This is a genomic window from Micropruina sp., assembly GCF_047606365.1.
GTDB lineage: Bacteria > Actinomycetota > Actinomycetes > Propionibacteriales > Propionibacteriaceae > Micropruina.
In genome coordinates, this window is the sequence record NZ_JASGEN010000007.1 from 16,462 (window position 1) to 35,221 (window position 18,760).

Below are 18,760 nucleotides of genomic sequence, written 5' to 3' on the forward strand. Positions count from 1 at the left end.
GAGGACGACCTCGCGACGCTGATAGAGATCAGGGCTCCCAGGGCCTGGCGTATTCGGACGCCTGTTCTATATCGTGCGGTGATGGCGACACGATCACGCAGAGCACGGAACCAGCCCGACCCGCCCCACATCGTCGAGGGCGTCAGGCTGTCGATGTTCATCAAGAAGCACCTGCCCGAGGCACCCATTGAGGTGTGGGCGACGTATTACCGGCACTCGCCCGACTACAACCCGGGCGACGTGCGGTACTGCACGCTGTGCGGCGAGGTGTGGCCGTGCAGGCCGCAACGAGAGGTGGCGTCGCGGTGGTCCGACGACCCCGAGTTCCGGCCGGAGTGGTCGGTCTAGCCGGACGGCTTAGGGCGCAGGAGCGCGGCCAGGCGGGCGCGTTGCTCGGCGGTTAAGGGCGGCGCGGCGGCCACCGCCTCGCGGATGGCCTGTTCGAGCTTGGCGGAGTCGGTGGGCATCGGGCGTCCTCTCGTAGGGCTTTCCAGCTGGACAGTAGGTCGAAACGGGCAGGAACGACCGTGCCGCGCGGGGACGACCGTGCCCGGACTTCGCGGCACGGTCGATCGGACTCGTTGCGGCACGACCGTGCCGGGCACGGTCGCGGGTGCTGTTATCCCTAGTCAAGTCCGGAATAGGGGTGTCCCGAGAGCCAGTGTGCCCCACCGTGCCGCAGTGTGCCGGGCACAGTGGCCGAGACGAGTGTGCCCAATGTGCCCGCCCTCTAGGGCGGGCACTGCGGCACGGTCGGCGGCACGGTGGGGCACGGACTCTTCTAGGGGTTGGTTTGGGGTAGCCGGGGCTTGGCGCTGTTGTGGCGCGGAGGTGCTGCGCCCGAGTGCGCCGAGCGGCATGTTGAAGCTGGGGCGGGGGCGGTCGGGTTCTGCGGGGGTGTGGCGGGGGGCCCTGGCGCCTCGTCGGGGCTCAACGGCGGTCGTCGGCACATCCGCTCAGCTCGTCGGCGCACCAGCACAACTCGTTGGGCCTAAGGGGCACAACCTGTTGGGCCTCAGGCGCTATCGAGGCGGTTTGGCAGCGGCTTCCCCCACCGCGTCGAGCCCCGTTCGCACCGTTTCCGAAGGCAACCCTTCCGCTAAACAGAGCTAGGCTGGTATCGCACGCTTGTCTGATTAACAGACATCGCACCTAGTCATAGGAGAGTTGGAGCCACGTTATGTCCGAGCCCACTACAACCGTCCAGCCAGACAGCCTGTACGAGGAAGCCACCCAGGCCACCGTCGAGGAGATCGAGACAGGCCGCCTGCCCATGGGGTACTCCAGTTGGAGCGACTACCTGCGCATCACGCGCAACCTCCTCTGCTTCGAACGCAGCCGCATCAACCGCAAGCGCGGGCACAACCGCACGCTTGCCGAGCGCGGCGTCCGGCGCCTGGCGGCCATGGAGACCGCCCTCCTCGCCCGCATCGCCGCCAACGCCGCGAGGGCCGCACAGTGACGGGCAGGGAGCACCACCTGGACCGGCTCTCCGGGCCGCCCCCGGTGGTGCTGACGCCTATCCAGTTCATGGCTGAGGAGCTCGTCGACAGCTTCGGCGAGCACATCCGGTTCCGCGAGGATGCCCGCGAGTTCGCGCAGGAAGCCGTCCGCCGAGACCAGCTGCACCCCCGCCTCGTTGAGGCAGTGGTCGACCGCGTGGCCGCGCTGTTGGGGCTCGGCTCGTGAAGCGCCTACGTGCGATCGGGTACGTCCGGGTCAGCACCGGGCGGCAGGAGGCCGGGCCCGAGGTGCAGGTGGCCGCCCTGGCCCTCGCCGCGCAGGTGAAGGGCTGGCACCTCGACCTCCGCCGCGAGAAGGCCGCCAGCGCCAAGAGCCTGGAAGGCCGCCCCGTACTGGCCCAGGCCCTCGACGACCTGCGCTCAGGCCAGGCCGACATGCTGGCCGTCAGCAGGCTCGACCGGCTCAGCCGCAGCGTCGCCGACTTCGCCCACCTGCTCGGCACAGCCCACCGCGAGGGCTGGCACCTGGCGTGCCTCGACCTCGACGTGGACACCACCACCAGCGCGGGCCGCTTCATGGCGCACGTCATGGCGGCGGTCGCCGAGTTCGAGCGCGGCATCATCTCCGAGCGCACCCGCGACGCCATGGCCGTCAAGAAGGCCGAGGGCAAGCACATGGGCCGCCGCTCGGCCCTCGACCCAGCCACCACGGCGCGCATCGTCCAGCTCCACCGCGACGGCCACGGGCCCACCGCCATCTGTCAGCAGCTCACCGACGACGGCACGCCCACCGCCACCGGGGCGGGCAGGTGGCACCCGGCCAGCATCCGGCGGGTAATCCTCTGGGAGCAGGCCCGCCAGTCATCCTCAGCGTCTGCAGGTGTCCCCCTCGCGTCCTAGCACCCGCTTTCCGGCACCCTGGGCTCCCCAGACACCACAACGCCCCAGCGATCCTCTCAAGGACGCCGGGGCGTTGTGGTGTCGCGGGCTACTCTCCGCCGAACCCGGTCGCCCCCGCCATCGAGCCCGCCACGGCGTCACTGAACGTCCCCGCCGAGGTGTCTTCCCCGTCGACGCCCGCCTCGCCGATCGCACCGTTGAACGCCCTCAGGGCGGCCTTCTCGGCGTCGTTCTGGGCCAAGAACAGCCCCCGCGTGCCCTGCCAGTTGGCCTCAGCCGCCGACGGCTTCCCGGTCAGCTGCTCCATGTTCAGCGCCTCGGCGGGCGGGCTCGCCATCTGGCCGAGCTCCGCCTTCCGCAGCGCCTCGGTCAGGTGCTCGTCGAACCAGTACATCTGGGCCCAGTACTCGTTGGCCGCCGCCCCGAACGCCCGGTGCACCTTGGCGTCCTGCGGCTCCACCTGGCGCTCGACCATCGACAGCTCCGACGACAACCCAGCCGAGCCGATGCGGCCACGGGCTGCGGTCAGGTAGGCGGCGGTCCGCTCGTTGTCACCGACGGCGGCCACCTGCTGCAACACCTTCAGGCACTCCTCGCCGCCCAGCCCGGCCAGCTCGGTGGCGGCCTGCGTGGCGTACAGCTGCGCACGACCCAGCGCCTCACCCGACAACGGGTCGGGCGTGTAGTGGCCCAACTGCCTGTCGGCCTGCGTCAGCTGCTCCAGCTCAGCGCGCAGCTCCGTCACCTGCCGCAGGGTCTCCTCCCGGCGCCGCTTCGCGTACTCCTCGCGGTTGGCCGGGTCGGGCACCTTCCAGCCCATGTTCTTCAGGTCGCGGTCGAGCGCCAGAACCACCTTCGCGATGCGGCCCACGATGTCCCGGTGGGGCTTGTAGCTGTGCCCCTTGATCTTGGCCTTATTGCTCATCGTTCCTCCTGTTCGTGGGCGCCGCACCGTGCGGCGTCCCTCGTCATCTGTTGTTCCAGCGCCCGGTACCGGGTGCGCCACATGGCGGCCTCGGCCCGCAACGCGGACAGGTGCTCGTCGATCACGGCGGCATCGTTCGGCGACACCGCGCGCAGCCGGTCGCGCGCCGCACCGCTGGCCGCCCGCAGCGCGGCAACCGGCCTCACTTCGGCCCTCCGTCCATCAGGTCGGCACGGCCAGCCGTCTCCACCAGACGCGGCACCACCTTGTAACCGGGGTCGATCACGGCCAGCGACACCGCCAGCACCAAGTCGCCGTGCCCCTCACCCTCGCGGCGGGCAATGTCGAACGTCGCCCGGCCACTGGGGGTCAGCTTCATCTGGAAGGACGACAACTCGCGTTCCAGCACGGACGCCAACGGCAGCCGCTGCGGCACCCGGAACCGGCCCTGCTGTATCGGCAGCTGCAACGCCTGCATCAGGTCGCGCTTGGCGTACGACCGGTCACCGCCCTCGCCCGTAATCGTGACCCCGTTCGGCATCGAGCGGCCCATCCGGCCGTCGGTGTACGCCTGCCACAACGAGTCGCCGACCGGGGCGCCGACGCCCGTGCGGTCGTAGTACAGGCGGGCACCCAGCAGCTCCGGCCGCGACAGCAACCCACCCACGCCGCGCACGACCTCGTGGTACGGCGTCCCGATCGCCCACCGCTGCAAGTGCCGCACCCAGAACTCCTCGCGGATCGTGGGCATGCTCACGTAGTCGCCGCGCCCACTGGCCCATATCTCCTGTTGCCGCTGGCGGTGCCGCAGGTAGCGCTCCATCGGCCAGTCTTCGGGCAGCACCTGCACGTGCTCGACCACGGCCAGCGCCGAATAGTCGTGTGCCTGGCCCAGGTCGAGGCCGACCGTTAAGGACGGGTACGGGTCAATCATCATTGGGGCACCTCCGCGCCTAGTGGGAACAGCGGGTCGAGGTCGGCGGCGAACGCGCGCCGGATGTCCTCGGTGGCGAACACCTGCGTCTCTACGTCGCCGAACACGGCTTCGTAGTCGGACGAGAACACGTAAGACCCGACGCTGGCCCGCACCTCGGCGATGCGCTCCGGGGTCCATTGCGCCGAGTCGTACACCGTGACGCGGTGCCGCTCCCAGCCGTTGCCGGGGGCCTCCTCGCACAGCTCGAAGAACCAGCCGCGCCGCCCCCACGGGGTCGACAGCGCGAGAATCTGGCCGTCGCTGCCCACCATCGGCAGCACCGACGCAAACACGTCATCGTCCACTCGGGCCGCCTCGTCGACGATCAGCAGCCGGACGTTCGCGAACCCGCGCACGGTGCCCTCGGTGCCCGGCAGCGACAGCACCCGCGACCCGTTGGGCAGCCCGATCTCGGTCTCGTTGTCCTTGGTGAGCCGACCGCCGCCCGCCGCGCGGTGCACCGTCTTGATGCGCAACAGCATCTCTGTCGACTGCCGCTGGCTCGGCGAGATGATGAGCACGTCGCGGCCGGGCTCGTTGCGCGCGGTGTGCAACGCCTTGTAGCTGGTCGACTGCGTCTTGCCGACCTGCCGCGAGCACGGCACAACCACCCGCGCAGCCGTCGTCCGCATGAGGCCGGACTGCCACGGCTCCGCCACGAAACCGAGCCCAGCCGCCCAGCGCACCGGGTCGAGCGCGGCGGCCAGGGCACCGCCCAGGGTCGTCCTCATAGCGCCACCGAAAACTGTCCGTGGCCGCCGATAGTCTGCGAGCACCCGCCGGGAACACGCCCGGCAGCGACAGAACAGGAGGGCCCCATATGGCCAAGTTCAAGCTCCACTACGGCAGCGAGACGTTCGTCGTCGAGGGCAAGAGCAGCCTCGAAGTCATTCAGTCGTTCAACGGCACCGGGTGCGTTCTGCTCAAGACCATCAACAGGGGCGACGTGGCGTTCTTGGTGGGCCCAGGCATCCCGGTGCACGTGACGCCGGTTCCGCCGACCACGGTCATTGGTGGCGTTCGCTAGCGGGCCGCTCACTGCACGACCTCCCCCGGCACCGTCTCGGCGCTGTCGAGCGCCAGCACAACCGCCTGCCGGGCCTCGGCGTACGGAGCGAGCGCGGCCAGAATCAACGTCTGCACCTGTTGCCACTCCGGCGACGCCGCGAGGTTCACCGTCACGGTCGGCTTCTCGTCCAGCTCGCCGGTCACCCGGGCCAGCACCTCGACGATGCCGCGCAGCTCGCGCACCGCCGCCAGCGACAGCGACGCCTTGCCTTCCTCCTCGGCCAGGTCAAGAATCCGCTTGGTCCGCCCGTACAGCTCCTCCAGCCTGTCCAGGGCCGACGTGGCGCCCGCCCGCTCCCGCTCGGCTGTCAGCTCGGCGGCAATCGCCTTCAGGTGGCGGTCGTAGTGCCGCCGCATCGAGTCCCGGTGTACCCCGAACGAGGCCGCCACCTGCCGCCGGGGCATGCCCATCATCAGCGCGGCGTCGATGCTCTTCCGCTCCGGGTGGGTGCACACCTTGCACGCGCCCATCAGAGCTGTCCCCGCTCTTGCAGCCCCGCCGCGTACCACTGGGAAGCGAGGTGGTCCCAGATGAATGTGTCATCCGGAACGTCGGGCCAGGTAGGCCGGAAGTAGTGCGCCAGCGACGCCAGGGCCAGCACCAGCCCCATCACGTCGCGCTCGGCGCGCAACAGTTCCAGCAGTCGCTCGGCATCGGTCCGGGAGATCGCGGCCAACAGCTCCAGCGCCCGCTGGAAGTCGCCGTGAACTTTCTCTTGCACCCACTTGGGCAGCTCGGGCTCAGTCATCGGTGTCTCCTTCGGTGGTTGGCGTGAAATCGCGCTCGGCTGCGCGGTAGGGGTGGAGTGACCGGTGGTACTTGCCGTTCCTCGGCCCCGGCGTCATGGACACCAAGCCCCGCCGAACCAGCAACCCCAACGCCTGGTCGGTGAGGTCGTTCCGGCCCCTGGCCAGGGTGCGCACCCGTTCCCGGACGCCCCGCTTCGTCAGGCCGCTGTGCCCCTCGGGCAGCCCCTCCAGCAGACGGCTCACGACCTCCATGCAGTGCGCTACCTCGTCAACCGGGCTGGTCTCCGCGCGTTCCGCGACCGGCACCAGCTGCACCGACAGCCCCTCCGGGCCCGTGGGGTCAACCTCCAGCACAGCAACAGGCAGCCCGGCCCGGTAGTTGCCGTGGCGGTCCTTGGCGGCCACCAGCTCGGCGGCGCCTGCGGTCTCTTTGTCGAACGGCTCGATCGTCTTCTGGAGGTACTGGGCGCCACTGATGGCCGCCCGCTTCCGTTGCGACCCGATGGGCCACAGCCCGGACGAATCCGCCTTGGCCATGTGGTCGAGCACCACCACCGCCGCACCGAGCCGCGCAATCGCACCGGGCAGCCGCTGGAACCAGCGCGCCACGTCGTCGTCCTCGTTGGGCCGGGCACCGTCGAGCGCCAACGCCTCACCCGTGCTGTCGATCACGACCAGCGTCGGACGCTCCTGCTCGACGTACGACAGCAGCGCCCGCCGAGCGGCGTCCGTGAAGGCCTCCTCCGGGTGCAGGTACGCGAAGTGCACCAGTTGCTCGTCGGTCAGGCCCAGGTCCAGCAGCCGCCCGACGATGCCGACCTCGTCGTCCTCCAGGTCGATATAGACCACGTCGGCGGCGTCGATGAGCTGTTGCACGCACACCCACAACGCTGTCCAGCTCTTGCCAGAGCCGGACTCCCCATGGATGCCGTTCACCTTGCCCTCGTAGAACAGGAACCGGCCCTGTCCGACCTCGCCAACAGTGGGGGCGGTCCGCCGGATGGTGCCCTCGCGCAGCGCGGCGGCGGTTTCGAGCACGTAATCGGGCCGCCACGACTGGCCGGGCGGCGCGGTGTTGCCCGCCTGCTCGCGCAGGTCCTCGGCTTCCTCGGCGTCCAGGCGCCGCTTCGCCCTGCGCCTGGCGCGCTCCTGCTCGTAGATCCGCTGGTCTTCACTCATTGCCAGGCGGTCCTTGGCGGCCTCGACCAGCGCGTCGTCGACGCGTTTTCGGGCTTGGGGGTCGGCGGCTTCGGGGCCCTGCCCCTGTCGCGTCACGGGGATCAGCCCCCAGCCTGCTGCCGAGCTGACTCGACGGCGGTCACTTGACGCCGCTGGTGAGAATCGAGGCCAGCGCCGCCCGCTGCGCCATCGTCAGCGGTGCCGGGGCATCCATGGCCTCGGCGATGGCCTGCTCCAAGCGGATGGCGGCCAGGTCGCGACGGGCCTCGGCGCGAGTCTCTGGTGTGCCGACATCTGCGCGGCAGGCATAACCGAGGCTGCCGATGGTGCGTTGGCTGACGGTGGACATAGGGGTTCTCCTTGGAATAGGAGAGTCCCGTTGCCCCTTCTCGATAAACGGCTCTTGGTCCGTTTGGGCTCTACGTCCGGCCCCGCTTCCGGCTGGGGCTCACGCACTTTCGATGCATTACAGCTAAGACTCGGTTTGTAGTTGTTGGCTTACCTCAAGTTACAGGGCTGCCATTCGGCCAGCAAGGCAACCCCCAACTTGTGACGCGCCCCCACCTCGGGCACCCGATGTTCACCCAGCGGCAGCGCCGCTCCCAGGGGCCTGCGTATAGTAGTGGTTTGTAGCCCGCCGGTTGGTCGCCGGAAATTACGATCGATTTGCGTGCCATCACCGCCGAATGCAGCAGCCGGCCGACCTCGTCGGGCAGCATGCCGGTGGCCACCAGGTCCTTCAACGACACGTCGGTGAGGATGTGCTGCCGGATCGTGATCGACGGCCGGTACGACAGACCGAAGCCGATCGCATGCAACCGGAAGCGATCCCCCAACGCCAGCGTCATCGTCGGGTGCGCATCGTCAAACGGCCGCGCCGGCGACACCGACTCACCCAGGAAACGGATCGCCTCGACCAACTCCTGGTCCGAATCGGCCACCGGCGGTCGCTGCTCACGGTGTCCGTCGCCGAACTGCACCATCACCGAGTCGTGGCCGTGGATCTCGATGTTCTCCGCGCCGGGAATCTCGAACAGCGGCTGCAGGCGTCCGTAGCCGAAGATGGCGTTCTCGACACCCTCGGCGTAGGCGTGTTCCAGCGAGATCGGCCACAGCGCCTGGCCGTTGGCCGACAGATCCTCGGCGTGATCGCGCACCACTTGGCGGACCAGGGACCGCCCGAGCAACCGGCGATCCACGTCGGGCATCGCAGTGCCGTGCTCGTCGGCGTACTCGGCGAGTTCGCGGGTGATCAGTTCGGACGCCTTCCGGCGCAACACCACCACCAGGCTCCAGTCGAGCCCGGCCGGCGTTTCGGACGGCGCCGAGCTGGGGCAGGTGTCCTCCCAATCGGGCGACTCGGCACTGCGCGGACGCCGTCCGGGCAGCCGTTCGGCGGGCACGGTGGTCTCGAAGGGCAGGTCCTGCCACAGCGGAATCGTGGTCAGCTTCGTCATCGGCGGGTTCCGATCAGCTCACGGGACGCCTCCAGCCGGCCGGCGATCGAGCCGGCGGCCTGGCGCAGGCTGCGCACGTAGGCCGAGTCGGCGAACCGCCGCGGACGCGGTGCGCCGTCGCTGAGCACCGCGGCCTGCGCCGGCGCGTGGGTCACCTCGCCCGCGATCGTGATCGCGAACTGGCCCTGCACCTCGGCCCGGCCGTAGGGCCGTCCGCTGCCGACCAGCAGCAGCGCCGTCTCGCCGGCCGCGTCACGCACTCCCCCGAGGTAGAGCCGCAGCCCCGCCAACGCGACCAGCGACGTCCCGGTCACCATCAGCACCAGGTCGGCCCGTTGGGTGAGCGGAACTGTCAGGCCCTCGGCACCCACCCGTCCGGCGTCGATCAGGACGTCGCCCGGCCATTCGGCGAGAGCCGCCATCAGTTCCGGCCAGGCCGAACCGAACAGCCCGACCACACCCGGATGCGGGAAGCCCGGCAGGAATCTGGCCGGGGTGTCGGTCTCGAGCAGCGGCGGCAGTTCGATGGTTTCGTCGTCGAGCACTTCCGCCATCGGACGCCGTTCGCGAGCGGCCTGCAGCAACCGGCCGAAGCCGCGCTGGCCAGGGTGTTCACCGCGCAGATAGCCGGCAAGGACGGCCTGGGTGGGAGTCCGGTCGGCGTCCACCAGCAGCACCGGACGCGGCCAGGTCAAGGCGAGCCCGAGAGCCGTCGTAGTCACGCCCGGCGCACTGCCCGCCGAGGTCAGCACCACGATGGACATCAGAGTGCTCGCTTCACCACGACGAGCCGTCCGGCGGCCGCGAGCCGGGCGACTTCGTCACTGTCGGCGTCGGCGACCATCACCTCCAACGACGTGCTGCCGTCGGCCAGGCTTGCCGGCGCGACCGCGATGGTGGCTCGATAGGCCGACCCGGCCGACTTGCCGTCGTTGCCCGTGGTGATCGGCACCAACACCACCGAGGTTCCCGCAGGTAGCGGGGAGACCGGCACCTGACCCGGGGCCAGCTTGAGACCGAGCCGCGAGAAGCCCGGCACCACCTCGGGTTCCCCGATGGAGGCGGGGGTGACCAGTGCTCCGTCGGACAGGTCGAGCAGCGCGGTCTTGCCGATCAACTCAGCGGCCCGCTCGGCCGGCACCGTCTCGACGCCGAGGTGGCTGCCGAGGCTGACCGGTCCCAGGTCGGACGGCCCGATCAGCTCGCCGCGATGGATGGTGCGATTGGCCTTCAGCACCGAGGTGGCGTCGGCCACGCTCGTGTAGAGGACCGCCGACCCCAATCCGCCCAGGCAGATCGCGAGGACCCCGATCAGGATCCAGCGCAGATTGCGTCGGGGCCTGATGGTGGCGGTGGCCGGAGAAACGCTCGGGTCGGTCATCGTCGGGTACCTCATGATGGTCGTACTGGTGCCGACGAGAGTAAGTGCGCAGGCCGAGGATGCCCAGCGGTCTCACGGAATCTGTGGATAACTAGGAAACAGTCACGGTCTCAGGGTTCGCGGACGAACGGCGGGTTGAGCACTCGCGTCCGTCCCGCCCGATACAGCGCTGCCGGACGTCCGGGGCCTTCTTGTCGAAGACGTCCGCACTCGACCAGCAGGCCGGGTGTCCCGGTCATCTTGCGGTGGAAGTTGCGCGGATCGAGCGATCGTCCCCAGACCGCCTCGTAGACGCCGCGCAGTTCCGCGACGGTGAACTCCGCGGGACAGAACGCGGTCGCCAACGAGGTGTATTCGAGCTTGGCCCGGGCCCGGTCCAACCCGTCGGTCAGGATTCGGTTGTGATCGCGGGCCAGTCGCAGGCCCAGCGCTTCGTCGACCGGCGTCCACCCTCGTCCCGCTGCGCTGTCCGGTGCCGGGTCGGGCGCTCCGGGGGCGAGCACCAGATAGGCGACGGAGAACACCCGGCCACGCGAGTCACGGCCCACTTCTCCGTAGCTGCGGAGTTGCTCCTGATGGGTGCGCAACCGCGCCAGCCCGGTCTCCTCGGACAACTCGCGCGTCGCCGCCTCGTCCAGGTTCTCGTCAGGGTGCACCCATCCACCCGGCAGTGCCGGCAGGCCGGCGAAGAGCTCCGACTCACGGCTGGTCAGCAGTACGTGCAGTCGCGCTTCGATCAATGTCAGGACGACGAGATCTACCCCTACGGCCGTGGCGACGCTCCGCGAATCAGCTGGCCACAAGGAGCGATGCATGTTCGGGATGATATCTCGTCAGGACGACGAATTACATCAAGGTGATTTCGTGTCGCAAGGACGAGATCCCGGGGCGAGCCCGGGATGACGGATTCGGCCAGCGATGACGAGGGGTCTCGACAAGCTCGACCAGCAGCGGGTTGCTACGCGCCGGCCGGGCGTCCACGCAGGTCGTAGGCACCGAACAGCATCGCGTGATCGACGCCCAGCGCCTTGCCGCCACCGGCCAGCATCTCGGGGATGAAGTCGCTCGGCGCGGGATGCCCGGGGATGGCCGCCAGGTACTCCTCGTGCGCCTCCAGCGACTGCACCGCCCGCTGCACCGAGGCCGCCGATACCGGCACCCCGTGCGTCGGCTTCGGATGTCCACCGACCAGCAGCCAGCGGGTCCCCCACTTGGGCAGGTCCTCCTGCTTGGCCAGCTCAGGGTGCACCCAGGTGTTGTCGGCGTCCCGGACGGCGTCCAGCACGCACACCCCGGCCACCCGATGGTCGGCCTGGTTCAGCCCCCAGGGCGCCTCCAGATCCCAGGCGGAGGTGACCACGGCGTCGGGCTTGAACTCGCGGATCCGCCGGGCGATGTCGCGCCGGATGTCCAGCGAGTAGACGAGCATGCCGTCGGGATGGTCGAGCATCAGCAGTTCGGAAACGCCGACCTGGGCACAGGCCCGCTCCTGTTCGCCACGCCTGATCCGGGCGCACTCCTCGGGCGGGATCTGCATGCCCGCCTCGCCCTTGGTCAGCAGCAGATACGACACCTCGACGCCCCGGTCGGTCCATTCGGCGACCGCGGCCGACGCACCGTATTCGAGGTCGTCCGGGTGCGCGACCACGCACAGCACCCGCCGGAACTCGTCGTCCGGCAGCCGCTCGATCCCCTGTGGTTCAGTCATGGCGCCAACCTACGACCCGGCTGGTAGCGCGTCGAGGGGGTTCTGATTACGCGCCGCAGGAGGTTCCGACAAGCTCGACCGACCGGGCAAGGTCACGATCCGGTCTCGGAAGTCGTGAACCGCTTGCACATGAAAGCGCTCTCACGCATGATTCGTGTCAGGTTGAGAGCGCTTTCAACCAGGGAGGAAGCCTCCCGCTCGCGGCGCCGGCCAGGCCCGCCGAAGCGACGAAGGAGTCACATGCGCACCACGTTCATCCGCACCGCGGCGGTTCCAGCCGCGTTGCTGGCCCTGCTCGCGGCCGGTTGTACCCAGCCGGCCGCCGCACCGTCGTCAGCCGCCTCGGCGCCGTCAGCGGCGTCCACCGAGCCGGTCACGCTGACGGTCGCCACCTTCAACGAGTTCGGCTACGAGGAACTCTTCAAGGAGTACACCAAGCTGCACCCGAACGTCACCATCACGCCGAAGAAGGCCGCCACCTCGAACGAGGCACGCGAGAACTACTTCAGCAAGCTGGCCGCGGGTTCGGGCCTGAGCGACATCGAGGCGATCGAGGTCGACTGGATGCCCGACGTCATGCAGACCTCCGACAAGCTGACCGACCTGAGCGGCGACGACGTCAAGGGTCGCTGGCTCGACTGGAAGTCGGCCGCGGCGACCACACCGGACGGCAAACTGGTCGGCTTCGGCACCGACATCGGTCCGGAGGCGGTCTGCTACCGCTCCGACCTGTTCGCCAAGGCCGGCCTGCCCACCGATCGCAACGAGGTCGCTCAACTGCTGAACGGCGACTGGAACAAGTACTTCGAGGTCGGCAAGCAGTTCGTGGCCAAGTCCAACGGCGTGGCCTGGTTCGATTCCGCCGACGCCATCCTGCAGGGCCAGATCAACCAGGTGCCGAACGCCTTCTCGTCGTCCGACACCGAAGAGGTGCTGATTCCGCTCGACCAGAACCAGCCGGTCAAGGACATGTACAACTCGGTGCTGAAGGCCGCCAAGGACGACAAGCTGTCCGCCGGCCTGGCCCAGTGGAGCACCGACTGGACCAACGCCTTCCAGAAGAACAAGTTCGCCACCATGCTGTGCCCGGGCTGGATGCTCGGCGTGGTCGAGGGCAACGCCAAGGGCGTCAAAGGCTGGGACATCGCCAACGTCTTCCCCGGTGGCGGCGGCAACTGGGGCGGCTCGTACCTGACCGTTCCCGCCCAGGGCAAGAACACCGCTGCGGCCCGCGAGCTGGCAGCCTGGCTGACCGCTCCCGAGCAGCAGATCAAGGCCTTCAAGTCCAAGGGCACCTTCCCGAGCCAGACCGAGGCGCTGAGCAGCCCCGAGTTGCTGGGCGTCACCAACAAGTTCTTCAACAACGCGCCGACCGGCCAGATCATGGCCGACCGGGCGAAGGCGGTCACCGTCAATCCGTTCAAGGGCCCGCAGTACTTCGCCGTCCGGCAGGTGCTCGCTGACGCGATCAACCGGGTCGACGTGACCAAGAAGCAGTCCGCCGACGAGTCGTGGACGCAGGCGATCAAGGAGTTCAACGCCCTCGGCTGAGGGTGCTGACCCAAGAGGTTCCGCGAAAGCACGTGGGCGGGGTGGCCACACCACCCCGCCCACCGCCCGAACCGTCCCCGACGCGAACGGAGACCACGATGACCTGGCGACAGCGCCTCAGCCGATGGGACGTCCGCAGCGCCCCCTATCTCTACATCGCCCCGTTCTTCCTGCTCTTCGCGGTGGTCGGGCTGTTCCCGCTGCTCTACACCGGCTGGGTGGCGCTGCACCGGTGGAGCCTGGTGGTCGGCAATCAGGGCTTCATCGGGTTCGGCAACTTCGGCTATGTGCTGGCCCAGCCGCGGTTCTGGGACGCCGTGGTCAACACCTTCAGCATCTTCCTGCTCTCGTCAGTGCCACAGATCCTGCTGGCGATCTTCATCGCCTCGGTGCTGGACGCCAACCTGCGGGCCAAGACCTTCTGGCGGATGGGCGTCCTGGTGCCCTACGTGGTCGCCCCGGTGGCGGTCTCACTGGTCTTCGGCCAGCTGTTCGCCGACGAGTCCGGGGTGATCAACACCATGCTGGCCGGCCTTGGCCTCGACCCGATCGGCTGGCACGCCGACCGGTGGGCCTCGCACGTCGCGATCGCCACCATGGTCAACTTCCGCTGGACCGGCTACAACGCGCTGATCTTCCTGGCCGCGATGCAGGCCATTCCGCGCGACGTCATCGAGGCGGCCGTGGTGGACGGCGCCAACCGGTGGCGCACCTTCATCAACGTCACCGTGCCGATGCTGCGTCCGACGATCATCTTCGTCGTCATCACCTCGACCATCGGCGGCCTGCAGATCTTCGACGAGCCGCGGCTGTTCGACACCTTCGGCCTCGGCGGCCCCGACCGGGAATGGATGACGGTCACCATGTACCTCTACGAACTGGGCTGGGCCACCCAACGCAACCTGGGCCGCTCGGCGGCCGTGGCCTGGCTGTTGTTCCTGATCATCGTGCTGTTCGCGATGATCAACTACGCCATCACCAAGCGGATCGCCAGCAGTGACGCACCGCACCATCGGGTTCGCGGACAACGGAAGGCGGTGGCCCGATGAGTTCCGTCGCAATGGCCGAGCAACTCGCCGGCAAGGGTGCGGCTCGCGCCGCCCGACGCCGCCGGCACCGGATGGAGGGCGGCTTCCGGCGTCCCGGCTGGCTCACCTATCTGCTGCTCAGCCTGTTCATCGTGATCTCGGTGGCGCCGCTGTACTACGCCTTCCTGCTGTCCACCTCGACGGCCGCCGAGATCGCCCAGAACCCGATCCCGTCACTGATCCCACAGGGTCACTTCGCCGAGAACGTCGGACGCGTTCTGGACGCCGGAATCGGGTTCTGGCAAGCCCTTTTGAACAGCATCATCGTGGCGCTGGTCACCTCGGTCGCGGTGATCTTCTTCTCCACCCTGGCCGGCTACTCGTTCGCCAAGCTGCGCTTCCGCGGCCGCAACGGGCTGCTCGCCTTCGTCATCGGCACCATGGCGGTGCCCACCCAGCTGGGCGTCATTCCGCTGTTCATCGTGATGTCGAACCTGGGCTGGGTCGGCAAGCTGCAGGCCGTCATCGTGCCCGGCCTGGTCACCGCGTTCGGAGTGTTCTGGATGACCCAGTACCTCTCCGAAGCGTTGCCGTACGAGCTGATCGAAGCGGCCCGGGTGGACGGCTGCTCGATGATCCGCACCTTCTGGCACGTCGCACTTCCGGCGGCTCGGCCGGCCGCGGCGATGCTGGGGCTGTTCAGCTTCGTCGGGTCGTGGACCAACTTCTTCTGGCCGTTCATCGTGCTCGGATCGACCAATCCGACGCTGCCGGTCGCCCTGCAGTTGCTGCAGGCGTCCTACTTCAAGGACCTGTCGTTGATCATGGCCGGCGTGGTGCTGGCCACGGTTCCGCTGTTGCTGTTGTTCGTCGTCGCCGGCCGCCAACTGGTCTCCGGCATCATGCAAGGAGCAGTCAAAGGATGAGCACCCTCCGTTTCCCCCAGGGCTTCCGCTGGGGCACCGCCACCTCGTCCTTCCAGATCGAGGGGGGTGCCGACGAGCGCGGCGACTCGATCTGGGACGAGTTCTGCCGGGTTCCCGGCGCCATCGCGGACGGCTCGGACGGCCGGGTCGCGGTCGACCACTACCACCGGTACCCCCAAGACGTGGAGTTGATGGCCTCGATGGGCCTGGACACCTACCGCTTCTCGGTGTCCTGGCCGCGGGTGTTGAACCCGGACGGCTCGGTGAACCGGGTCGGCATGGGCTTCTACGACGCCCTGGTGGACACCCTGTGCGCGGCGGGCATCCGGCCCTGGCTCACCCTCTACCACTGGGATCTACCCGCCTGGCTGTCCGGTGGCTGGACCAACCGGGCCACCGCGGACGCCTTCGCCGACTACGCCATGCGGGTGCATGACGCGCTGGGCGACCGGGTGCGGGTCTGGACGACGCTGAACGAGCCCTGGTGCGCGTCCTTCCTGTCCTATGCCGGCGGCCACCACGCACCCGGCCACACCGACCCTGCCGAGGCCTACGCCGCCGCCCATCACCTGCTGCTCGGGCACGGCCTGGCCGTGAAGGCGCTGCGGGCCGCCGATCCCGAGGCGACGCTGGGCCTGACACTGAACTTCACCCCGGCCTATCCGGCCGACCCGGACAGCGCCGCCGACGTCGACGTGGTGCGCCGGGTCGACGGCACCGCGCATCGGATCTTCACCGACCCGGTCTTCCGCGGCGAATACCCGGCTGACGTGATCGCGGACGCCGGCGCGGCCTGGCCGTCCGGACTGGTGCACGACGGCGACCTGGAGCTGATCGGAGCACCCATCGACGTGCTGGGGGTGAACTACTACACCTCGCAGCTGTTCCACGCCGGTCAGCCCGCACCGCAGCCGACCCCGCACCCGGCGGCCACGGACGCCGTCGCCGTCGACCGTCCCGAACTGTCCCGTACCGACATGGGCTGGGAGGTCACCCCGGACGCCTTCCGCGACCTGCTGATCGGTCTGCACCGCGACTACACCGGTCCGGCCGGCATCCCGTTGGCGATCACCGAGAACGGCGCGGCGATCGACGACCCCGACCCGGCGTCCGGACCGATCGACGACACCGAGCGGATCGACTATCTGGTCGGGCATCTGAGCGCGGTGCATCAGGCGATCGAGGCCGGCGCGCAGGTCGACACCTACCTGGTCTGGTCGCTGATCGACAACTTCGAATGGGCCTTCGGCTACACCAAGCGGTTCGGCCTGGTGGCGGTCGACGAGGCGCTGAACCGGGTGCCGAAGGCGAGCGCCCGTTGGTATTCCGAGCTGGTCCGCACCGGTACGCTGACGCTGCCGGAGCGGGCCTGAGCGACCCGGCAGGAACGGGAGGCAGAGGCGGCGATGAGTCAGCGGACGGCCCCGACCTTGGACGACGTGGCCCGCGCGGCCGGCGTCTCCCGGGCCACCGCCTCACGCGTGATCAACGGTGTGGTGCCGGTGTCGCAACCGGCCGCGGAAGCCGTCCGGCGGGCCGTCGAGATGCTCGGCTATCGCCCCAACACCGCTGCCCGCGCCCTGGTCACCCGACGCGTGGGCGCCGTGGTGGTGCTGGTGCCCGAAACCGAGGAGCGGGTGTTCTCCGATCCGTTCTTCCCGCGGGCCTACCACGGGGCGCTGGAGGCGTTCCGGCACACCGGCATCCACGTGCTGCTGTCGATGGCGCACCCGCACGACGGCGTCGATCCGATGCTGGCCTTCTTCCTCTCCGACCATGCCGACGGCGCGATCGTCATCTCCCACCACGGCCACGACTTCGCCCGCGCGGTCGCCGCCTCGTCGCGTCCGGTGGTGTTCGTCGGCAATCCCGGGGTGCCCGGACTGGCCTACGTCGACGTCGACCAGCTCAAGGCGTCCGCCACCGCGACCCGGCACCTGATCGATCGCGGGGCGCACACCATCGGCTCGGTCACCGGCCCGATGGACATGGCGGCCGGTGTGGAACGGCTGCGCGGCTTCCAGCAGGAACTGGCCGAGGCCGGACGCAGTGGTCACCTGATCGCCGAGGGCGACTTCACCTTCGCCGGCGGCGAAGCGGCGGCCTACGACCTGCTCAGCCACCACCCCGGCATCGACGCTCTGTTCGTCGCCTCCGACCTAATGGCCTCGGGCGCGATCCGGGCCGCCGAACGGCTCGGACGCCGCGTCCCCGACGACCTGCTGATCGTCGGCTTCGACGATTCGGTGGTCGCCACCCAGAGCATCCCGACGCTGACCACGATGGAGAACCGCCCCGACGTCCTGGCCCGCACCGCCGGCCAGATGCTGCTCGAGAAACTCAACGGCACCGAACCGGAATCCCCGGTCATCCTGCCCAGCCGCCTGGTCCAGCGGGAGTCGGCCTGACCCAGTCCCGCGCGGAGATCCCGGCGTCCGCCGGGATGACGAGGCGTGCTCAGTTGCGGAACGGATCCCTGGCGGCCAGCGACGTGTCCGCCGGCGGCCAGGATTCGGAGAAGTCCTCGTCCGCCCAGACGGTGAGCCGGCGCAGCCAGGGAGCGCCGTAGCTGGTCACCATCGCGACATCGGCGGCGTCGCGGCCGCGGGCGATCGGGACGTGGCCCTTGCGCCGGGCGTTGTGCCGCGGATCGAAGGTCCACCAGCGGTCACCGACATACACCTCGACCCAGGCGTGGAAGTCCATCGCGGTCGGCAGCGCCGGCACGTCCATGTCGGGCAGGTAGCCGCTGATGTAGCGCGCCGGAATGTTCAGCGCCCGGCACAGCGTGATCATCAGGTGCGCGAAATCTCGGCAAACCCCGTAGCCGGACTCGTAGGAGTCCTTCGCCGTCCACCACGAGCCGGTGCTGCCGGTGCGGTATTCCAGGTGGTTCCAGACCCAGTCCTGAATCTCGGTGACCAGTGCGAAGGTGCGTTCGCGGTTGCCGAACCGCTCCCAGGCGGCGGCACTGAGCATGTCCGACTGGCAGTAGCGGCTGGGCAGGGTGAACAGCAGGGCCTCGTCGGGCAGTTCCTCCGGCGAGCCGAGCACCGCGGACGGATCGGCGGCGTCCAGCTCGTCGGGCACCTCGACGACGGCGTAGTAGCCGACCAGCGATTCGCCGACGGGCAGCACCAGCCGGCGCAGTTCATTGCCGTACAGGTCGCGGAACTGCGTCGCCGGGGTGGCCGGGTCACAGGTCCAGAGTTCGCGGACGACAGTCGCCTCGCCCGCGGGGCGCACCAGGAAGGTGGCCGGGGTCGGCGACTGGGCAACGTGGTTGAACTCGCAACCGAGGCGCAACGCGCGCACGGATCGGGGCTGCGACACACCGGCTCCCTTCGTCGTGTGGGCGCCAACTTATCCCAGCCGGAAGCGGCCTCGTGCACCCGCTCACCCGATCACACCTCTTGGGGGGTATGGAGTTCTCTAGATAAATCTAGGT

The 18,760-nt window shown here is 69.1% G+C and carries 25 protein-coding genes; 10 read left to right on the top strand and 15 right to left on the bottom strand.

The window, feature by feature from the left end:
- Nucleotides 1-81 precede the first annotated feature (81 nt).
- The gene (locus QM624_RS01075; protein WP_415088229.1) at nucleotides 82-348 is read left to right on the top strand and encodes a hypothetical protein; all 267 of its coding nucleotides are present in this window, start codon (nucleotides 82-84) and stop codon (nucleotides 346-348) included.
- Here QM624_RS01075 and QM624_RS01080 read toward each other — a convergent pair.
- Nucleotides 345-467, bottom strand: a complete 123-nt coding sequence (locus tag QM624_RS01080; RefSeq protein ID WP_415088230.1) for a hypothetical protein — start codon at nucleotides 465-467, stop codon at nucleotides 345-347. The genes QM624_RS01075 and QM624_RS01080 overlap by 4 nt on opposite strands.
- 713 nt (nucleotides 468-1,180) lie before the next feature.
- Here QM624_RS01080 and QM624_RS01085 point away from each other — a divergent pair.
- The 3 genes from QM624_RS01085 (at nucleotide 1,181) to QM624_RS01095 (ending at nucleotide 2,363) form a co-directional block, all read left to right on the top strand.
- A complete protein-coding gene (locus tag QM624_RS01085; protein WP_415088231.1) occupies nucleotides 1,181-1,462 on the top strand; it encodes a hypothetical protein in 282 nt (93 codons plus the stop codon).
- 68 nt (nucleotides 1,463-1,530) lie between these two features.
- Nucleotides 1,531-1,689, top strand: coding sequence for a hypothetical protein (locus tag QM624_RS01090; RefSeq protein ID WP_415088232.1), 159 nt, complete (start codon nucleotides 1,531-1,533; stop codon nucleotides 1,687-1,689).
- Complete coding sequence (locus QM624_RS01095) at nucleotides 1,686-2,363, top strand: recombinase family protein (protein ID WP_415088234.1); 678 nt, start codon at nucleotides 1,686-1,688, stop codon at nucleotides 2,361-2,363. The genes QM624_RS01090 and QM624_RS01095 overlap by 4 nt, the downstream gene beginning before the upstream one ends.
- An 88-nt stretch (nucleotides 2,364-2,451) precedes the next feature.
- On the opposite strand, the gene QM624_RS01100 is transcribed toward QM624_RS01095, so the two are convergent.
- From QM624_RS01100 to QM624_RS01115, 4 genes are read right to left on the bottom strand one after another with little or no spacing between them, the layout of a single operon-like run.
- Complete coding sequence (locus tag QM624_RS01100) at nucleotides 2,452-3,288, bottom strand: hypothetical protein (protein WP_415088235.1); 837 nt, start codon at nucleotides 3,286-3,288, stop codon at nucleotides 2,452-2,454.
- On the bottom strand, nucleotides 3,285-3,494 hold the full coding sequence (locus QM624_RS01105) for a hypothetical protein (RefSeq protein WP_415088236.1): 210 nt from the start codon (nucleotides 3,492-3,494) through the stop codon (nucleotides 3,285-3,287). The genes QM624_RS01100 and QM624_RS01105 overlap by 4 nt, the downstream gene beginning before the upstream one ends.
- Nucleotides 3,491-4,225, bottom strand: a complete 735-nt coding sequence (locus tag QM624_RS01110) for a hypothetical protein (RefSeq protein ID WP_415088237.1) — start codon at nucleotides 4,223-4,225, stop codon at nucleotides 3,491-3,493. The genes QM624_RS01105 and QM624_RS01110 overlap by 4 nt, the downstream gene beginning before the upstream one ends.
- On the bottom strand, nucleotides 4,222-4,995 hold the full coding sequence (locus tag QM624_RS01115; protein WP_415088239.1) for a terminase large subunit domain-containing protein: 774 nt from the start codon (nucleotides 4,993-4,995) through the stop codon (nucleotides 4,222-4,224). The genes QM624_RS01110 and QM624_RS01115 overlap by 4 nt, the downstream gene beginning before the upstream one ends.
- Before the next feature lie 89 nt (nucleotides 4,996-5,084).
- Here QM624_RS01115 and QM624_RS01120 point away from each other — a divergent pair, with 89 nt between their 5' ends.
- Nucleotides 5,085-5,291 (top strand): hypothetical protein, encoded by a 207-nt coding sequence (locus QM624_RS01120; protein WP_415088241.1) that lies wholly within the window; start codon nucleotides 5,085-5,087, stop codon nucleotides 5,289-5,291.
- Between the two features lie 8 nt (nucleotides 5,292-5,299).
- Here the strand turns inward: QM624_RS01120 and QM624_RS01125 are convergent, their stop codons facing one another.
- From QM624_RS01125 to QM624_RS01165, 9 genes are all read right to left on the bottom strand, one after another.
- Nucleotides 5,300-5,803 carry a hypothetical protein gene (locus QM624_RS01125; RefSeq protein WP_415088243.1) on the bottom strand — a complete coding sequence of 168 codons (504 nt, stop codon included), beginning with the start codon at nucleotides 5,801-5,803 and terminating at the stop codon, nucleotides 5,300-5,302.
- Nucleotides 5,803-6,081 (bottom strand): hypothetical protein, encoded by a 279-nt coding sequence (locus QM624_RS01130; protein WP_415088244.1) that lies wholly within the window; start codon nucleotides 6,079-6,081, stop codon nucleotides 5,803-5,805. The genes QM624_RS01125 and QM624_RS01130 overlap by 1 nt, the downstream gene beginning before the upstream one ends.
- On the bottom strand, nucleotides 6,074-7,357 hold the full coding sequence (locus QM624_RS01135) for an AAA family ATPase (protein WP_415088245.1): 1,284 nt from the start codon (nucleotides 7,355-7,357) through the stop codon (nucleotides 6,074-6,076). The genes QM624_RS01130 and QM624_RS01135 overlap by 8 nt, the downstream gene beginning before the upstream one ends.
- 43 nt (nucleotides 7,358-7,400) lie before the next feature.
- Nucleotides 7,401-7,610, bottom strand: coding sequence for a hypothetical protein (locus QM624_RS01140; RefSeq protein WP_415088246.1), 210 nt, complete (start codon nucleotides 7,608-7,610; stop codon nucleotides 7,401-7,403).
- 154 nt (nucleotides 7,611-7,764) lie between these two features.
- Nucleotides 7,765-8,718, bottom strand: a complete 954-nt coding sequence (locus QM624_RS01145) for a hypothetical protein (RefSeq protein WP_415088247.1) — start codon at nucleotides 8,716-8,718, stop codon at nucleotides 7,765-7,767.
- Nucleotides 8,715-9,482 carry a hypothetical protein gene (locus tag QM624_RS01150; protein WP_415088248.1) on the bottom strand — a complete coding sequence of 256 codons (768 nt, stop codon included), beginning with the start codon at nucleotides 9,480-9,482 and terminating at the stop codon, nucleotides 8,715-8,717. The genes QM624_RS01145 and QM624_RS01150 overlap by 4 nt, the downstream gene beginning before the upstream one ends.
- Nucleotides 9,482-10,099 carry an SAF domain-containing protein gene (locus QM624_RS01155; protein ID WP_415088249.1) on the bottom strand — a complete coding sequence of 206 codons (618 nt, stop codon included), beginning with the start codon at nucleotides 10,097-10,099 and terminating at the stop codon, nucleotides 9,482-9,484. Before QM624_RS01155 ends, QM624_RS01150 begins: the two co-directional genes overlap by 1 nt.
- A gap of 110 nt (nucleotides 10,100-10,209) precedes the next feature.
- A complete protein-coding gene (locus QM624_RS01160) occupies nucleotides 10,210-10,914 on the bottom strand; it encodes an NUDIX hydrolase (RefSeq protein WP_415088250.1) in 705 nt (234 codons plus the stop codon).
- A 143-nt stretch (nucleotides 10,915-11,057) separates the two neighbouring features.
- Nucleotides 11,058-11,807 carry a PIG-L deacetylase family protein gene (locus QM624_RS01165; protein ID WP_415088251.1) on the bottom strand — a complete coding sequence of 250 codons (750 nt, stop codon included), beginning with the start codon at nucleotides 11,805-11,807 and terminating at the stop codon, nucleotides 11,058-11,060.
- A gap of 240 nt (nucleotides 11,808-12,047) precedes the next feature.
- On the opposite strand from QM624_RS01165, the gene QM624_RS01170 reads away from it, so the two are divergent.
- The 5 genes from QM624_RS01170 to QM624_RS01190 all read left to right on the top strand — a co-directional run bounded on the left by QM624_RS01170 (nucleotide 12,048) and on the right by QM624_RS01190 (nucleotide 17,720).
- A complete protein-coding gene (locus QM624_RS01170; RefSeq protein WP_415088252.1) occupies nucleotides 12,048-13,358 on the top strand; it encodes an ABC transporter substrate-binding protein in 1,311 nt (436 codons plus the stop codon).
- Nucleotides 13,359-13,456: 98 nt separating this feature from the next.
- Complete coding sequence (locus QM624_RS01175; protein WP_415088253.1) at nucleotides 13,457-14,407, top strand: carbohydrate ABC transporter permease; 951 nt, start codon at nucleotides 13,457-13,459, stop codon at nucleotides 14,405-14,407.
- Nucleotides 14,404-15,312, top strand: a complete 909-nt coding sequence (locus QM624_RS01180) for a carbohydrate ABC transporter permease (RefSeq protein WP_415088254.1) — start codon at nucleotides 14,404-14,406, stop codon at nucleotides 15,310-15,312. Before QM624_RS01175 ends, QM624_RS01180 begins: the two co-directional genes overlap by 4 nt.
- Complete coding sequence (locus tag QM624_RS01185) at nucleotides 15,309-16,685, top strand: GH1 family beta-glucosidase (protein WP_415088255.1); 1,377 nt, start codon at nucleotides 15,309-15,311, stop codon at nucleotides 16,683-16,685. Before QM624_RS01180 ends, QM624_RS01185 begins: the two co-directional genes overlap by 4 nt.
- 33 nt (nucleotides 16,686-16,718) lie before the next feature.
- Nucleotides 16,719-17,720, top strand: coding sequence for a LacI family DNA-binding transcriptional regulator (locus QM624_RS01190; protein WP_415088256.1), 1,002 nt, complete (start codon nucleotides 16,719-16,721; stop codon nucleotides 17,718-17,720).
- Nucleotides 17,721-17,769: 49 nt separating this feature from the next.
- Here QM624_RS01190 and QM624_RS01195 read toward each other — a convergent pair whose 3' ends face one another.
- A complete protein-coding gene (locus QM624_RS01195) occupies nucleotides 17,770-18,645 on the bottom strand; it encodes a transglutaminase-like domain-containing protein (protein ID WP_415088257.1) in 876 nt (291 codons plus the stop codon).
- Nucleotides 18,646-18,760 lie beyond the last annotated feature (115 nt).

Coding starts and splice junctions, on each gene's coding strand:
- QM624_RS01130 (WP_415088244.1), bottom strand. CDS start 6,081: ATGACTGAGCCCGAGCTGCCCAAGTGGGTGCAAGAGAAAGTTCACGGC.
- QM624_RS01165 (WP_415088251.1), bottom strand. CDS start 11,807: ATGACTGAACCACAGGGGATCGAGCGGCTGCCGGACGACGAGTTCCGG.
- QM624_RS01185 (WP_415088255.1), top strand. CDS start 15,309: ATGAGCACCCTCCGTTTCCCCCAGGGCTTCCGCTGGGGCACCGCCACC.
- QM624_RS01155 (WP_415088249.1), bottom strand. CDS start 10,099: ATGACCGACCCGAGCGTTTCTCCGGCCACCGCCACCATCAGGCCCCGA.
- QM624_RS01175 (WP_415088253.1), top strand. CDS start 13,457: ATGACCTGGCGACAGCGCCTCAGCCGATGGGACGTCCGCAGCGCCCCC.
- QM624_RS01080 (WP_415088230.1), bottom strand. CDS start 467: ATGCCCACCGACTCCGCCAAGCTCGAACAGGCCATCCGCGAGGCGGTG.
- QM624_RS01110 (WP_415088237.1), bottom strand. CDS start 4,225: ATGATGATTGACCCGTACCCGTCCTTAACGGTCGGCCTCGACCTGGGC.
- QM624_RS01100 (WP_415088235.1), bottom strand. CDS start 3,288: ATGAGCAATAAGGCCAAGATCAAGGGGCACAGCTACAAGCCCCACCGG.
- QM624_RS01170 (WP_415088252.1), top strand. CDS start 12,048: ATGCGCACCACGTTCATCCGCACCGCGGCGGTTCCAGCCGCGTTGCTG.
- QM624_RS01150 (WP_415088248.1), bottom strand. CDS start 9,482: ATGTCCATCGTGGTGCTGACCTCGGCGGGCAGTGCGCCGGGCGTGACT.
- QM624_RS01120 (WP_415088241.1), top strand. CDS start 5,085: ATGGCCAAGTTCAAGCTCCACTACGGCAGCGAGACGTTCGTCGTCGAG.
- QM624_RS01160 (WP_415088250.1), bottom strand. CDS start 10,914: ATGCATCGCTCCTTGTGGCCAGCTGATTCGCGGAGCGTCGCCACGGCC.
- QM624_RS01140 (WP_415088246.1), bottom strand. CDS start 7,610: ATGTCCACCGTCAGCCAACGCACCATCGGCAGCCTCGGTTATGCCTGC.
- QM624_RS01090 (WP_415088232.1), top strand. CDS start 1,531: ATGGCTGAGGAGCTCGTCGACAGCTTCGGCGAGCACATCCGGTTCCGC.
- QM624_RS01115 (WP_415088239.1), bottom strand. CDS start 4,995: ATGAGGACGACCCTGGGCGGTGCCCTGGCCGCCGCGCTCGACCCGGTG.
- QM624_RS01085 (WP_415088231.1), top strand. CDS start 1,181: ATGTCCGAGCCCACTACAACCGTCCAGCCAGACAGCCTGTACGAGGAA.
- QM624_RS01125 (WP_415088243.1), bottom strand. CDS start 5,803: ATGGGCGCGTGCAAGGTGTGCACCCACCCGGAGCGGAAGAGCATCGAC.
- QM624_RS01190 (WP_415088256.1), top strand. CDS start 16,719: ATGAGTCAGCGGACGGCCCCGACCTTGGACGACGTGGCCCGCGCGGCC.
- QM624_RS01075 (WP_415088229.1), top strand. CDS start 82: ATGGCGACACGATCACGCAGAGCACGGAACCAGCCCGACCCGCCCCAC.
- QM624_RS01145 (WP_415088247.1), bottom strand. CDS start 8,718: ATGACGAAGCTGACCACGATTCCGCTGTGGCAGGACCTGCCCTTCGAG.
- QM624_RS01180 (WP_415088254.1), top strand. CDS start 14,404: ATGAGTTCCGTCGCAATGGCCGAGCAACTCGCCGGCAAGGGTGCGGCT.